Source organism: Acinetobacter sp. 16, assembly GCF_033439925.1.
GTDB lineage: Bacteria > Pseudomonadota > Gammaproteobacteria > Pseudomonadales > Moraxellaceae > Acinetobacter > Acinetobacter junii.
Genome location: NZ_CP137746.1, coordinates 710,339 through 724,565, shown reverse-complemented (window position 1 = coordinate 724,565; position 14,227 = coordinate 710,339). Strand labels below are relative to the sequence as shown.

Sequence of the window (14,227 nt, the reverse complement as noted above, 5' to 3'; positions counted from 1 at the left end):
TCTCCTCTGGATATGTAACTCATTTTCTAATCGTTTATCTCTTGGGTCTTTTCAAGCTGTTCAATTTTTTCAAATAAGGCAATTGACTCAACATGTTCAGTATGGGTAAACATGTCCATCACTGCCGCTTTTTTAAGTTGATAGCCATATTGTGCCAGTACACCTGCATCCCTTGCCAGTGTCGAAGGATTACATGAAACATAAACGATTCTTTTCGCTCCAAAATTAGGTACGTATTGCATAACCTCATAAGCACCTGATCGTGGAGGATCAATTAATAATGCATCAAATCCTTGCTTTGCCCAAGAATGATGCGAAAAGTCTTTTGTTAAATCTTGTGAAAAGAAGCTGGCTTGAGTCAAATAATTTGCTTGCGCATTTTCAGTTGCTCGTTCAACCATCTCATCACTTGCTTCAACACCGATGACTCGACCCGTTTCACCCACACAGCGTGCTAAAGGTAAAGAGAAATTACCTAACCCACAAAACAGATCAAGTACTCGCTCACCCTCTTTCAAATCAAGCAATTCACATGCCAACTGAACCATACGCGCATTCACATGGCTATTCACTTGAGTAAAATCTAAAGGCGAAAATGCAAACTTCACCTTAAAATCCTCAAGACTATAATGTAAACGCATAGGTGCATGTTCATCGTCAACTCGATGCAAACTGTCTATACCTTTTGATTGAAAGTATAACTGCCATCCCTTGAGTAACGTAAATTGACGCAATTGGTTGACATCCGACACATTTAATTCATCCAAGTGACGAATTAATAACGCGACCTCATCATCACCCATCGCCAATTCTATATGACCGATGTGGGCTTTGCCTGTTAGACTTTCGAGTAAAGTTTTTAGTTCTACCAACGCATCTGACAAAACCTGATCTAAGACTTTGCATTGCTGTATATCAGTCAAATGGTTGCTGTGATGCTCTCGAAACCCCATCACTAGTCGATTTTGTTTTGGAATATATCGCACGCCAATGCGAGCACGGCGACGATAATCTGTTTTGACCGAACGAATTGGAGCTAACCATTCTTCTGGTTGTAAACCAGCAAAATGTTCTAAATGTGACTTCAATACATTTTGCTTTAACACTATCTGTTGATCTGGATGAATATGTTGCAAACTACATCCACCACACACACCAAAATGCGCGCACACAGGTGCAACTCGTTGCTCCGAAGCATCACTTTCTAGTGTGATCATTTCCGCTTCTTCTAAACGTGTGGTTTGGTTGGTAATTTTTGCTTTTACCGTCTCACCCACCAGAGCATAACGAATAAACACTTTCTTACCATGCTTTTCTTTAGGATGGTCAGGATGTGTTCCATAGTGCGCTATACCACGCCCTTCGTGCGAAAAAGCTTCAATATCGAAGGTGTAAATCGGATGCTGAACGGGACGTTTTTTTGCTTTATGCTTCAAAAGATCAACCTAATTTTTTGCGCAAACGTATCTGCGGTGAATACAGTATATTGCGATGTCTGCTGCCATACCTGTAAAAATTCTGTCTGTTGCGTTTGAGTTTGTAAATAATCAATAGTTGATTGAATCAACTGTTGATGATCAAGTCGATTTAATTGACCTTTCAACAATAACCAACGCAAATAAACCAACCATGTATTTAAGACATCGCCTTCGCAATAACTGGTCAGTTTCAACCACTGTGCCGAGCGCACATACTCTGGTACATGATAACCTGATTCACCACGCTTGCCTGGGAAGCCAAGTAAACAGGCAATATCATCAAGCTTCTGGAAATTGCGACCATTAAACATCGCCATCACATCCATCAAATCTACATGACGCTGGTGATAACGATTTTGGTAGTTATTATACCGCTTCTGGTTATCAATTTCGCCTTGATCAAACAAACTTGGAGCAGATAAACCATGATACATCGCCCTAAATAAAATAACGGGCAAATCAAACTGCGAACCATTCCAACTGATCAACGTAGGCTGTTTTTTATCAAAAATTGATAAAAATTTAGTCAACATTTCTGCTTCTGAATTACTTTCCTGACTAAATGAAAAAAGTCGAAATCCTTTCTCATCAATCCATAATCCTGAAATACAAACGATCTCATGTAATGGAAGTCGCTGAAAATCCATACCAGATTCTTGACGACGAATTTTTGTAAGCGCTTGCTCCACATCAGTATCAGGTAAATCTAAATGATAAAGATGGGCCCCTGCCTTTAGATCAGTCAGTGTTTCAATATCAAAAACTAAAATTGGAAAACGTAAGTTCATCGGAATCTCGCTCAATCCCTCCCAACCTCTCTTTTGCAAAGAGAGGGGCTAGGCGGAGATTTTAATCTTGTACGGAGAATAATCCCGTTGATAAGTAACGATCACCGCGATCACAGATAATACATACAATCACTGCATCAGGATTTTCTTCTGCGATTTTAATAGATGCCCACACTGCACCACCCGATGATGTACCAGCACTGATACCTTCATGGCGAGCGAGCTTACGCATAGTTCGCTCAGCTTCAATTTGTGGAATATCAATAATACGATCAACACGACTACGATCAAAAATAGTTGGTAAGTACTCTTCTGGCCAACGACGGATTCCAGCAATACTTGAACCATCAGACGGCTGTAGGCCTACAATTTGAATATCAGGATTTTGTTCTTTTAAATATTTGGAAACACCCATGATGGTACCCGTAGTTCCCATTGAGCTTACAAAATGGGTGATTTTCCCACCTGTTTGTTTCCAAATTTCAGGACCTGTCGTGAGATAATGTGCTTCAACGTTATCTGGATTACCAAACTGGTTCAGCACCAAACCCTTACCTTCAGCTTGCATTTGCATCGCGAGATCACGAGCACCTTCCATACCTTGTTTCTGAGTCACTTCAATTAACTCAGCACCATACGCAGACATTGCGTCTTTACGCTCTTGGCTCATATTATTTGGCATGATCAGTTTCATTTTATAGCCGCGCATTGCCGCAACCATCGCAAGTGCAATACCTGTGTTTCCACTGGTTGCCTCAATCAAAGTATCACCAGGCTTAATTTGTCCACGCTTTTCAGCTTGGATAATCATATTATAAGCAGGACGGTCTTTCACTGATCCAGCAGGATTGTTGCCTTCTAATTTTGCTAATACCGTGGCTTGAGTATGACTCGCTAAACGCTGTAAACGCACCAAGGGGCTTTTACCGACATAATAATCCAGTAAAAATTCTTCTGCTAAAAAATCAGTTTGCGTATTCGTCATGATCGACACCGATATTAAGGTGGTGACTATTGTATGAAAAAAACCAAAATACTGCACCTTTTCAATATGCTTTTTATTGGCTGGTAAATGCCTCGCTTTTCTCAAAGCATGATAAGATGTTTCGCAGAATGATAAATCTGACCGCACTATGTCAAATTTCAATAAAACCCTATCAAAGCGTTTACGGCTGAATCATGCTTACGGACAGTTGATCGCACTGATTTTAGTGCCGATTGCGGTATTGACCAGCGTTGGAATTCTTTGGGTCTTATCGGAAACGACGAATTCAGCAAAACAACAACAACGTTCAGATGCTTCTGCAATCTTAGCTCGATATCATCAAACTGCCGCAGATTTACTGCGACTGGTGCAAGAACGTCCTGATCAATATTATCGTGCTCAAAACATCATGCAAAAGATGTTTAATGAGAAGAACTTACAACGAGCCGTTTTGATTGATAATCAAGGACAAACCTATCTTAGCGTCGGCTATCAAAACAATCGTTTCTGGCCAACTTTCCCAAATAACAGTAATTTTTTTGGACCAATACAACACAATCACAACAGCATTTACGGTACAAAAATTAAAAGTGATGCTACCAATCCAGTTTGGTTGATGGTTGAGCTCGATAATCACCCTTTAGAACTGGCTCGCTATAAGATTTTATTATCACTAGTCGTAACAGGTCTGATCACCTTACTCATCCTATTGTTCTGCTTAAATGTATTTTCACGACGTTGGTTAGCTCCACTGTATGAAATACGGATGCAAATGCAACGCTTAAATGCAGATACATTAGATCAACATATTGTAGTGAACAGTACTGGTGAGCTACGTTTATTGCAGCGAGATATAGCCAACGTTGTTAAACGCCTACACTACAGTTTCTTGGAACTTAAAGAACATACTGAACAGACAGAAGAAGATTTACGCCGTACTTTAGATACCTTAGAAGTCCAAAACATTACCTATCGTCAGGCACGTGACCAAGCAATTTCATCAAATCAATCAAAATCTGTTTTCCTTGCCAATATCAGCCATGAGCTGAGAACACCACTAAATAGTATTGATGGTTTTATTCATTTATTACTCCGCCAACAAAATTTGAGTAATGAACAAAACCTTTATCTTCAAACTATACGCAAGTCATCTGCACATCTATTGGCACTCATTAATGACGTACTAGATTTTTCTAAAATTGATGCAGGAAAACTAGAACTCGAAACTGCACCTTTTGACCTAGAAGAAGCTATTTTTGATGTTATGGATATGCTTTCGCCTTTGGCTGCACAAAAGCATATCAACATGGCGTTCTACTATGCTGAAAATATCCCACAACACGTTGTAGGCGATGCATTACGCTTTAAACAAATTCTGACCAACCTCATCTCAAATGCAATTAAATTCACCCCCGATGGTGAAATCATCGTACGCGTTCGAATGGAGGATGATGAAATTGGTCAATGTTTACTACATTTCAGTGTTCAAGATAGCGGGATTGGTCTAAGTGGGACCGATCGTAAAAAATTATTTGAATCATTCTCGCAAGGTGATGCATCCGTCACGCGACAATTTGGTGGTACAGGTCTTGGGTTAGCAATTTCCAAACAATTAGTACACTTAATGCATGGTCACATCGGCTTCGAAGACAATCAAGAACGCGCACCGACAGAAAAAGGATCAACCTTTTGGTTCACGGCGCTGTTTAAAGTTGAAGAGCAAAATGAATATGTTGAGCATCCACACTTTGAGCACTTGCAAGTGGTGTCTTATCTCGCTCACCCTGCAACAGCAAGTGTTTTACGTTCATATTTAGAAAACTACCATGTCGCACATATTGAAACCCAATCAATTCTGGATCTATTCAGTCGCTTAAATCATTTAAGCCAACAAGATAATACTTGGTTGATCGTTGATCACAGTGGCGATACAGAAGCATTGCTCAAAGAAATCCGTCAACGTTATAGCGGCAATTTAGCGATGTACGGATATCAAATGAGCCTTGAACCAAATATGCTCAATGAATACCGCGCTCGACCACTTTATCAGCCTTTGAGTCGTCGTGAACTTGTACAGCTCCTGAGCAACCAACCGATCTTCGAACAAGAGCCTGAAGACTTTAATGGTCAAGGCTTGCATGTTTTAGCCGTTGATGACCATTTACCAAACCTCATCGTTCTTGAAGCCTTACTTGGTGAGTTAAATGTCACTACAACCAAAGCATTGAGTGGTCAAAAAGCTATTGACCTGATTCAAGAACGCATCGAACAAAAACTTCCGCCTTTTGATCTTGTGTTCATGGACATTCAAATGCCTGTGATGTCAGGGATAGATACCACGAGAGCGATTCGCTCATTAGAATCAACCTTAGATTCAGGTATGCAGCTCCCAATCATTGCTCTTACAGCACACGCTTTAGCGGATGAAAAACAAAAGCTACTCAAAGTGGGTATGAATGATTACGTCACCAAACCTATTCAAATGGAACAAATCATTCAAATCCTTACCCATTGGACAAAGAATAATTTTAGTTCTCAAACTCAAGTGAATGAGCAGAAACGTCCTGTTGAATCGATTGACCCGCAAATTCTAAATTGGCAACAAAGCATTCAACTTGCCGCGAATAAAGAAGATCTCGCTCAAGACCTACTCAACATGTTAGTCGATAGCTTTGATACTGAACTAGCTGAAATGCAACAGTTAATCGAACTTGAAGATTTCCCTCAGCTGGAACATGTCTTGCACCGCTTATATGGTGCAACACGTTATGTTGGCACACCTAACCTGCAACGTGTTTCTGGTGAATTTGAGCAATTTATTTCGACACTGCGCAAGGAGCGTAGAAAAGCGGATGATGCATTTATTCGTGAAACAAAACATCGCTTTAATGAACTTAACATGGCAATCGAACAAGTCAAGCTAGCTGCTAATCTGGTTTTACACTCTCATGACATTTAGCGTGACTGTTGTGTCATGTTTCCACTCTGGGACTCATGCTATGCTGACTTATCGCACACAATAAGAGTTAAGCAAATGTCGCTTTTACGTATTGAGAAAAACAACGGAATTGCAACGGTTTATCTAAACCGCCCAGACAAACGTAATGCAATGAGTTTTGCATTATTAAAAGAACTTGTTTCCACTGCAAAAAAAATCGAAAAAGATCGCTCGATTCGTTGTGTCATTTTGACAGGTGAAGCACATGTCTTCAGTGCTGGGATTGACTTATCCGACCTGAACAATCCCAAAAATACGGCATTTGCAGCGTGGGAACTGATCAAGCCAGGGCAAAGCTTATTCCAAAAAGCATTTCTTATTTGGCAAAATCTTCCGATCCCAGTCATTGCTGCTATTGAGGGATATTGTTTTGGTGCAGGAATGCAGCTCGCTCTTGCTGCTGATATTCGTATTGCAACACCTAACACCCAAATGTCTATTATGGAAAGTCGTTGGGGATTAGTACCAGACATGGGTTTAACACGTTCATTAAAAGGTTTGATCGGTGTTGATTTAGCGAAAGAACTCACACTAACTGCACGTATCTTTGATGCAGAATATGCAAAAAATATCGGTTTAGTGACTCATCTTGATCAAGATCCTTTAGCAAAAGCACATGTGATTGCTCAAGAAATGCTGCAACGCTCACCAGATGCATTAATGGCAGCAAAACGAGTGCTCGACGCCATGGAGCACCAACCAGAAAAAGCATTACGCCTTGAAAAATTATGGCAACTCAAACTGTTATTAGGTAAAAATAGTGCCCTCGCTCGTAAGAAAGATAAGAACCCTGAAGTTCAATTCTTACCTCGTCAATACAAGTAATTATGATCTGAGTATTTTCACATGCATGTTAATCAGCAAACACCAATCGCATTCTTAGGAATGGGGTTAATGGGAACGCGTATGGCAATCCGATTACTCCAAGCAGGTTATAAAGTCGCTGTTTGGAATCGAAGTCCACATGCATGTGATTCAATCATTCAACAAGGTGCGATTGCACTCGACTTAGAACAAATAAATGAATATCCCGTTATTCTAATCTGTTTGGCTGATGACTCTGCCGTCGAAAGTGTTTTCAGCAAAATTCAACCTCATTTAGCCGCAGGACAGATTCTTGTCGATTTCTCAAGCTTGTCTGTCTCAGCAACACAAAATTTAGCTCGGGCTGCCCAAGAAAAAAACCTAACATGGATTGACTCACCCGTTTCAGGTGGGACTGCAGGCGCTGAACAAGGGACACTGGTCATCTTTGCAGGTGGAGATGAACAAACCATCCAGCAACTTGCTCCGATATATCAAGTATTATCACAACGTGTTACGCGCATGGGGGCATCTGGCACTGGTCAAGCAACAAAAATATGTAATCAATTAATCGTTGCTGCAAATAGCACTTTGATTGCAGAAGCTGTCGCTTTAGCAGACCAAGCTGGTGTTGACACCCGATTACTTGCCCCTGCTCTTGCAGGCGGTTTCGCCGACTCAAAACCATTTCAAATACTTGCACCACGAATGGCAACTCATACATTCGAACCCGTGCAATGGAAAGTGCAAACTTTATCAAAAGATTTAAATAATGCGCTAAAACTAGCTCAAAGTTTTAACTTAACAATACCTGTTGCACAAAAAGCTCTATTACAGTTACAAGCTCACCAAGAAAATGGCTTTGCTGAGAAGGATTTAGCGACTATCATTCAATATATAGAACAATAAAGTATTAATTCAAGGAGATTGAACATGAGCCGACTTGCAGTCAATTTATCCATGATTTTTACTGAAGTACCTTTGATAGAACGATTCGAACTCGCTCGAAATCATGGTTTTCAACATGTTGAAATTCAATTCCCATACGAATTAGACATCCTAGACATTCAAACTCAGCTTGAACAACATGGGTTATCACTTTGCTTAATTAACGTTCCGGCTGGGGATCTTATGCAAGGTGGTGATGGTCTTGCAGGGGTGCCAGGTCAGGAAATCGCTTTTCATCATGCACTTGAATTAGCCATCAAATATGCAAAAGCACTCAAGGTACCAAGTGTCAACATTTTGGCAGGTAAGCAACCTTTGGATGCAGACCTTTTACCTTGCCTAAACACGTTATCAAGCAACTTAAAACTTGCCTGCCATATGCTGACAGAACAAGATATTACTCCTGTATTTGAAATGATTAACGGGACCGACATGCCCCGCTTTCTCGTTCAAAATATTGCTCAAGCCCAAGAAATGTTAGAAGCAGTAAATCACCCTGCGCTTAAAATGCAATACGATTGCTATCATATGGCAATGATGGGAGAAGATGTTCTAGCAGGATTGCAGGAAAATATTGATCTTATTGGACATATTCAATTCGCAGATTGTCCACATCGACATGAACCTGATACAGGTAGTATTGTCTACAAGCCTATTTTCGATTGGTTACTTCAGAGTGACTACAAAGCCTACATTGGGGCTGAATACAGACCAAAAGATCAATCAGATCAATCATTTGGATGGAAAAAAAAGTACTTCTCCAATGATGTGAATACATAAACTGTTACGGCTAAAATTTGAATTTTTTAGAGAAAAACGGTATATTTGACAATGAGCAATTGTAAGGAAAATATACCCTCTATGAATTTAGAACCATCGCCCAGCGCTTCTAATTCTCACGACCTAAAAATCCAACCATCTAATAAAGATGTACAAGCTTGTCTAAAAGTTGTACATGAAGCCCTTGCAGATGTAAAAGCCAAAGATATTTTAGAACTTGATGTAAGTTCAATCAGTAATGTTGCCGATGCAATTGTAATTGCAAGCGGTACTTCTACTCGTCATGTTAAAGCCCTTGCTGATAATGTTGCTGATGAAGCACGTAAAGCAGGTTTCCGCCCACTCGGCGTCGAAGGCGAACGAGATGCTGAATGGATCCTTATCGATCTAGGTTATGTCGTTGTACATGTAATGTTACCTACTGCTCGTAAGTTTTATGATCTCGAAAGCCTATGGCGCACTCCTGAATCAGTAGCTTAAAGCTCAAAAAAAGCGACCTTAGTAGGTCGCTTTTTTATATCTACAATAATGATGCGAGATTCACTTCAGTATAATTCTGTTTGATTTCTTGCCGTATTGCAGCATAAAGCTGATCTGCTTTAATCGGACCGTAAAAATCACAATAAATCGCATATAGCATAGTTAACATATCAGCATAATGTTGCTGTGAAATTTGCTTTAATGACTCCTGCTCTGCACCCAGGAGATAAAAATATCCAGCAAGTAATCGATGCTTCTTCATGCTTTTCTGTATTTCTTCCACAAACTCCAGATAATCATCTCGCACCACACCCTTTAATACAGCCATCACAAAATCATGAAACACCTGAAAAAGCGCATTATTATTTTCATTAATTTGAATACTAGGCTGTGTGGTGGATACTTTTTTATCTTTTACTTTAAGATGTTGCTGCTTCTCTAATATTGAGATTTCGTATAGAACTTGACGCAACATTTCTTTGCGCTGCATACGCAATTCATCATTTGAACAAATTTCACTGAGAAATCGATTCAAAACAAATGATGGCTGATGCCCATATTCACGTTCCCAGTAACTTAAAGCACGCTGCAAAACAGACTCAGGTAAATACTGAGATAAGCCTTTTTCAATTGCTAATCTTTTTTGCTCAATCGTTAATTCAGCCATAAATACAGCTCCTATTAATGACGATGCGTAATATTGTCAGCATCAAAGGTTAAATCCCTTTGAAACTCTGGGTATGAAAGCTCCGCGTGCTCGGTATAATCTAGGCCTCGTTGTTCATGTTGCTGAGACACTCTCAAACCTCCAAGAACTTTGTCCAAAATCTTAAATACCAGCAATGCCAAACCAAATCCCCAAACGAACGCAGCAAAAATTCCTATGATCTGAACATACATCACATTTGCATCAAAAAGATTAGTTTCCAAAAATGCACCAGCAGCCAATGTACCCCAAGCACCACATACGCCATGAACCGCCACCGCATCTACAACATCATCCAACTGCATTTTGACAAGAAGTTGTGGCACAAAGCTAATCAATATGCCTGCACCAACACCTGTCATAATTGCGAAAATTGGAGACATCGTGGCACAACCAGCAGTGATCGCGACCAACCCCGCCAGCGAAGCATTAATGGTATTGCGTATTAATACAGCCTTAGATCGGATCAATGCCAAAATCATATAAGTTGAAGCTGCTGCACATGCTGCTAAATGTGTATTCAACGCAATACGACCAATACTGACATTTGCTGAAACAGTTGAAGCAGCATTAAAACCAAACCAAGCAAACCACAAAATAAACCCACCTAGCGCAACTAGAGGTAAATTATGTCCAGCTAAAAAATGGCCTTGTCCTTTACGCCCAAATCGCCCTAAACGAGGACCAAGGACAATAATCCCTGCAAGAGCCACCCAACCACCAATAGAATGCACAACTGTAGAACCTGCAAAATCAATAAAGCCCATTGCTTTAAGCCAACCATCTCCCCCAAACAAACCACCCCACGCCCAACTGCCAAAAACTGGATAAATCACACCACTCACAAAAATGGCACTTACTACATAGGCAACAAAATGGATACGCTCTGCCATTGCTCCACTCGCAATGGTTGTAGCCGTCGCAGCAAACATCATTTGGAAGAAAAGCAAATTCCAGTGCCAATCATCCATCTGATTTGGCATAAAGTGGCTCAATCCAATCCATCCCGATTGATTTAAGCCAAACATTAATCCAAATCCAAACAACCAAAATACTAAGCCCCCGATACAGGTATCCATATAGTTCTTCATCAGTACATTGACGGTATTTTTACTACGCACTGAACCACTTTCGATCAATGCAAATCCTGCCTGCATGAAAAACACCAAGATCCCCCCAATAACCACCCAAACACTATCGAGTGAAATACGAATTTCTTGAATATTCGGTGCTGTTGAGGCGGATACTGATGTTGAGAGAAATATTAAAAATGTAGAAATCAAAATTATATTTTTCATTAAATTCCCCTTAAAAGATCATTCAATCCAATGCAAGGAGAATGCCAAGATAAACATATATTTCTTTTTAGATTTTCAAGTATTTATATTTATTCAATGTAAAAAATAAAAACTTAGATATGCCATAGATATCTTGTAGAAATCACATTGAATATCAGTCTCTTCATTGACAAATACGCATCTCAAATAAATATGAATCACCTTACGCACAAAATTGACATGACAAATTGTCAAAATTAAAGCAATATAACAATGCTTTAAAGTTTTAGAAATATAAGTATTGCTGGAGCATAGAAATGAAAATTTTAATTACAGGTGCAAATACTGGGATTGGTTTCGCTACCGCTGAACAACTTGTGAAAAATGGACAACATGTCATTTTGGCTTGTCGTAACCCTCTAAAGGCACAGGCTGCACTGAAAAAGTTACGTGCATTAGACCAAGGGCAAGTGGATTTTATTTCTCTAGATTTAAATAGCCTAGAACATACACGAAAAGCAGCGGATGAAATTTCGGATCGTTATGGTGATTTAGATGTATTAATTAACAATGCAGGATTGTTTGCTAAGACCAAACAACTCACTCAAGATGGCTTTGAACAACAATTTGGTGTGAATTATCTCGGTCACTTCTTGTTGACCCAAAAGCTTCTCCCAGTTTTAGAAAAAGCACCTAAAGCTCGCATCATCCACCTTGCTTCAATTGCACATTGGGCAGGTTCAATCAAACCTAATAAATTTCGCGCAGAAGGTTTCTACAATCCGCTGTTTTATTATGGGCAATCTAAGTTAGCGAATCTTTTATTCAGTAATGCTTTAGCTGAACGTATGGCGAATAGCACCATTACCAATAATGCTTTGCATCCAGGTGGCGTTGCATCAGACATCTATCGCGAACTACCAAAGCCTGTTTATGAAGTTATGAAAATCGGTTTAGTATCCACTTCTGTTCCTGCTAAGTTAATTACAGATATGGCTATTGCAGATCATTGGGCAAATCGTAATGGTGAATATGTCAGTGCACATATGCCAGACTGGAAATCACCACACGCAAAAAATCAACAACTCGCTCGTGAACTATATGATCAATCCATGGATCTTGTTGAAAATTTTCTTTAATTGATAAGAACGAAATAAAAAAGCCACCCAAGGGTGGCTTTCTCAATCCTGATGAGGTCAAATTAGTGACCACCACCATTGATTGCTTTCGTCATATCTTCAACAACTTTCTTCGCATCACCGAAGATCATCATTGTTTTTTCATTGTAGAACAAGTCATTGTCTAAGCCAGCATAACCTGTTGCCATAGAACGTTTGATCACCATGATTGTACGAGCTTTGTGAGCTTCAAGAATCGGCATACCATAGATTGGTGAACTTGGATCATCTTTCGCTGCAGGGTTAACTACGTCGTTCGCACCGATTACAAGTACTACATCTGTTGCTGGGAAGTCTGAGTTGATCTCATCCATCTCTAAGATATCTTCATACGCAACATCCGCTTCAGCAAGTAATACGTTCATGTGACCAGGCATACGACCCGCAACTGGGTGAATCGCAAAACGTACTGTTACGCCTTGTTCTTTTAAGATTTCACATAATTCTTTAACTGCATTCTGTGCACGACCTTGCGCCATACCATAACCAGGTACAATCACAACGCTGTCAGCATTTGACATCAAGAAACCTGCGTCATCTGCTGAACCAGAACGATAGTTACGTTGAACTTGTTCGCCTTTGTCCGCTGTAGCAACTGCTGCACCACCCATCGCACCACCAAACAATACGTTGATGATTGAACGGTTCATCGCCTTACACATGATGTAAGAAAGAATCGCACCAGAAGAACCTACAAGTGAACCAGCAACGATTAACATATTGTTTTCTAGTGTGAAACCAATACCAGCTGCAGCCCAACCAGAGAATGAGTTAAGAAGCGATACCACAACTGGCATATCACCACCACCAACTGGCGCAATCCAAACCCAACCAAATGCAAGTGCAAGTGCTGTCATCGCCCAGAAAGCAGTCATGTTATTCGTCAAGAAGAACATAATGCCTGCCGCAAGCATTGCAGCAAAGATAAGCGCTTGAACCGGTTTAACCCAAGCACCAGAAATCGTTTTTGCCCATTTCTTAGCAGCTAATTTACCGTAAGCAAATACTGATGCTGTAAATGTAATCGCACCAACGAAGCAACCTACAAACAATTCAAATAAATGAACTTTGCTCATATGAGCATGCTGTACGCCAGCAGCAGTCAAAGCAGCTTCATTTTCAGCAAATAATGCTGTTAATTGATTGTTGTGTAAAATCGCAGCAATCGCAATTAATACCGCAGCCAAACCAACCAATGAGTGCATTAAAGCAACTGTTTCAGGCATTTGTGTCATCGGAACAGTTCGCGCACGAGCGATACCAACCACACCACCAAGTACCATCGCACCAACGATCATCCAAACAACTGGATGTTCTGCAACAAAGAATGTTGTCACTACAGCAATCGCCATAGCGATCATGCCGTAACGGTTACCTGCGATTGCAGTTTTAGGACCTGACAAACCACGCAAAGTTAAGATAAAAAGGACGGCACCAATCAGGTAGAACCAATCCGCATAGTCTCGAATAAATTCCATCTATTAGCCCTCTTTTTTCTTTTGCTTCGGCTTGAACATTTCAAGCATACGAGCAGTTACAGCGAAGCCACCAAAAATGTTGATACTTGCCAAGAACACAGCAATTGCACCCAAGATGCTCACAACGTTTACGCTTTGGAAAGCTACATTTGCTTCAACACCAATCACAGGCATACCCACGGTTTGGATCATTGCCCCAACGATAATGATTGAAGACAATGCGTTTGTTACCGCCATAAGTGGTGTATGTAACGCAGGTGTTACTCCCCAAACTACGTAGTAACCTACGAAGATGGCAAGGACGAAAATTGTAATCGTTTCAACCAT

The 14,227-nt window shown here is 40.3% G+C and carries 13 protein-coding genes; 6 read left to right on the top strand and 7 right to left on the bottom strand.

What is annotated here, in order from left to right:
* Positions 1 to 26: 26 nt before the first annotated feature.
* The 3 genes from rlmD to cysM all read right to left on the bottom strand — a co-directional run bounded on the left by rlmD (position 27) and on the right by cysM (position 3,251).
* Positions 27 to 1,436, bottom strand: a complete 1,410-nt coding sequence (rlmD, locus tag R2H34_RS03445) for a 23S rRNA (uracil(1939)-C(5))-methyltransferase RlmD (RefSeq protein WP_282896672.1) — start codon at positions 1,434 to 1,436, stop codon at positions 27 to 29.
* Positions 1,433 to 2,266, bottom strand: a complete 834-nt coding sequence (locus tag R2H34_RS03440) for a 3'-5' exonuclease (protein ID WP_151730657.1) — start codon at positions 2,264 to 2,266, stop codon at positions 1,433 to 1,435. The genes rlmD and R2H34_RS03440 overlap by 4 nt, the downstream gene beginning before the upstream one ends.
* Positions 2,267 to 2,327: 61 nt before the next feature.
* On the bottom strand, positions 2,328 to 3,251 hold the full coding sequence (gene cysM, locus R2H34_RS03435) for a cysteine synthase CysM (protein WP_004955667.1): 924 nt from the start codon (positions 3,249 to 3,251) through the stop codon (positions 2,328 to 2,330).
* 148 nt (positions 3,252 to 3,399) lie between these two features.
* Here cysM and R2H34_RS03430 point away from each other — a divergent pair, with 148 nt between their 5' ends.
* From R2H34_RS03430 to rsfS, 5 genes are all read left to right on the top strand, one after another.
* Positions 3,400 to 6,210 carry an ATP-binding protein gene (locus R2H34_RS03430; RefSeq protein ID WP_318342417.1) on the top strand — a complete coding sequence of 937 codons (2,811 nt, stop codon included), beginning with the start codon at positions 3,400 to 3,402 and terminating at the stop codon, positions 6,208 to 6,210.
* Positions 6,211 to 6,285: 75 nt separating this feature from the next.
* Positions 6,286 to 7,074, top strand: a complete 789-nt coding sequence (locus R2H34_RS03425) for a crotonase/enoyl-CoA hydratase family protein (protein WP_004906675.1) — start codon at positions 6,286 to 6,288, stop codon at positions 7,072 to 7,074.
* 21 nt (positions 7,075 to 7,095) lie between these two features.
* Positions 7,096 to 7,962, top strand: coding sequence for an NAD(P)-dependent oxidoreductase (locus R2H34_RS03420; protein WP_039047737.1), 867 nt, complete (start codon positions 7,096 to 7,098; stop codon positions 7,960 to 7,962).
* A gap of 24 nt (positions 7,963 to 7,986) precedes the next feature.
* The gene (locus R2H34_RS03415; RefSeq protein WP_126131875.1) at positions 7,987 to 8,781 is read left to right on the top strand and encodes a hydroxypyruvate isomerase family protein; all 795 of its coding nucleotides are present in this window, start codon (positions 7,987 to 7,989) and stop codon (positions 8,779 to 8,781) included.
* A gap of 81 nt (positions 8,782 to 8,862) precedes the next feature.
* The gene (rsfS, locus tag R2H34_RS03410) at positions 8,863 to 9,261 is read left to right on the top strand and encodes a ribosome silencing factor (protein ID WP_004906669.1); all 399 of its coding nucleotides are present in this window, start codon (positions 8,863 to 8,865) and stop codon (positions 9,259 to 9,261) included.
* A gap of 40 nt (positions 9,262 to 9,301) precedes the next feature.
* Here rsfS and R2H34_RS03405 read toward each other — a convergent pair whose 3' ends face one another.
* Entirely contained in the window at positions 9,302 to 9,928 is a 627-nt protein-coding gene (locus R2H34_RS03405) for a hypothetical protein (RefSeq protein ID WP_125297946.1), read from the bottom strand.
* A gap of 14 nt (positions 9,929 to 9,942) precedes the next feature.
* Positions 9,943 to 11,265 carry an ammonium transporter gene (locus tag R2H34_RS03400; protein WP_004960748.1) on the bottom strand — a complete coding sequence of 441 codons (1,323 nt, stop codon included), beginning with the start codon at positions 11,263 to 11,265 and terminating at the stop codon, positions 9,943 to 9,945.
* Positions 11,266 to 11,561: 296 nt separating this feature from the next.
* Between R2H34_RS03400 and R2H34_RS03395 the strand changes: the two genes are divergently transcribed.
* Positions 11,562 to 12,383, top strand: a complete 822-nt coding sequence (locus tag R2H34_RS03395) for an SDR family NAD(P)-dependent oxidoreductase (protein ID WP_004960751.1) — start codon at positions 11,562 to 11,564, stop codon at positions 12,381 to 12,383.
* Positions 12,384 to 12,445: 62 nt separating this feature from the next.
* Here R2H34_RS03395 and R2H34_RS03390 read toward each other — a convergent pair whose 3' ends face one another.
* Together R2H34_RS03390 and R2H34_RS03385 are read right to left on the bottom strand one after the other, a co-directional pair.
* Entirely contained in the window at positions 12,446 to 13,900 is a 1,455-nt protein-coding gene (locus R2H34_RS03390) for an NAD(P)(+) transhydrogenase (Re/Si-specific) subunit beta (protein WP_004906661.1), read from the bottom strand.
* Positions 13,901 to 13,903: 3 nt separating this feature from the next.
* Complete coding sequence (locus R2H34_RS03385) at positions 13,904 to 14,227, bottom strand: proton-translocating transhydrogenase family protein (RefSeq protein ID WP_004681730.1); 324 nt, start codon at positions 14,225 to 14,227, stop codon at positions 13,904 to 13,906.

What these genes read in the sequence shown, in the direction of transcription:
- R2H34_RS03440 (WP_151730657.1), bottom strand. Translation starts at nt 2,266, where the DNA reads ATGAACTTACGTTTTCCAATTTTAGTTTTTGATATTGAAACACTGACT.
- cysM (WP_004955667.1), bottom strand. Translation starts at nt 3,251, where the DNA reads ATGACGAATACGCAAACTGATTTTTTAGCAGAAGAATTTTTACTGGAT.
- R2H34_RS03430 (WP_318342417.1), top strand. Translation starts at nt 3,400, where the DNA reads ATGTCAAATTTCAATAAAACCCTATCAAAGCGTTTACGGCTGAATCAT.
- R2H34_RS03425 (WP_004906675.1), top strand. Translation starts at nt 6,286, where the DNA reads ATGTCGCTTTTACGTATTGAGAAAAACAACGGAATTGCAACGGTTTAT.
- R2H34_RS03420 (WP_039047737.1), top strand. Translation starts at nt 7,096, where the DNA reads ATGCATGTTAATCAGCAAACACCAATCGCATTCTTAGGAATGGGGTTA.
- R2H34_RS03415 (WP_126131875.1), top strand. Translation starts at nt 7,987, where the DNA reads ATGAGCCGACTTGCAGTCAATTTATCCATGATTTTTACTGAAGTACCT.
- rsfS (WP_004906669.1), top strand. Translation starts at nt 8,863, where the DNA reads ATGAATTTAGAACCATCGCCCAGCGCTTCTAATTCTCACGACCTAAAA.
- R2H34_RS03405 (WP_125297946.1), bottom strand. Translation starts at nt 9,928, where the DNA reads ATGGCTGAATTAACGATTGAGCAAAAAAGATTAGCAATTGAAAAAGGC.
- R2H34_RS03400 (WP_004960748.1), bottom strand. Translation starts at nt 11,265, where the DNA reads ATGAAAAATATAATTTTGATTTCTACATTTTTAATATTTCTCTCAACA.
- R2H34_RS03395 (WP_004960751.1), top strand. Translation starts at nt 11,562, where the DNA reads ATGAAAATTTTAATTACAGGTGCAAATACTGGGATTGGTTTCGCTACC.
- R2H34_RS03390 (WP_004906661.1), bottom strand. Translation starts at nt 13,900, where the DNA reads ATGGAATTTATTCGAGACTATGCGGATTGGTTCTACCTGATTGGTGCC.
- R2H34_RS03385 (WP_004681730.1), bottom strand. Translation starts at nt 14,227, where the DNA reads ATGGTTGAAACGATTACAATTTTCGTCCTTGCCATCTTCGTAGGTTAC.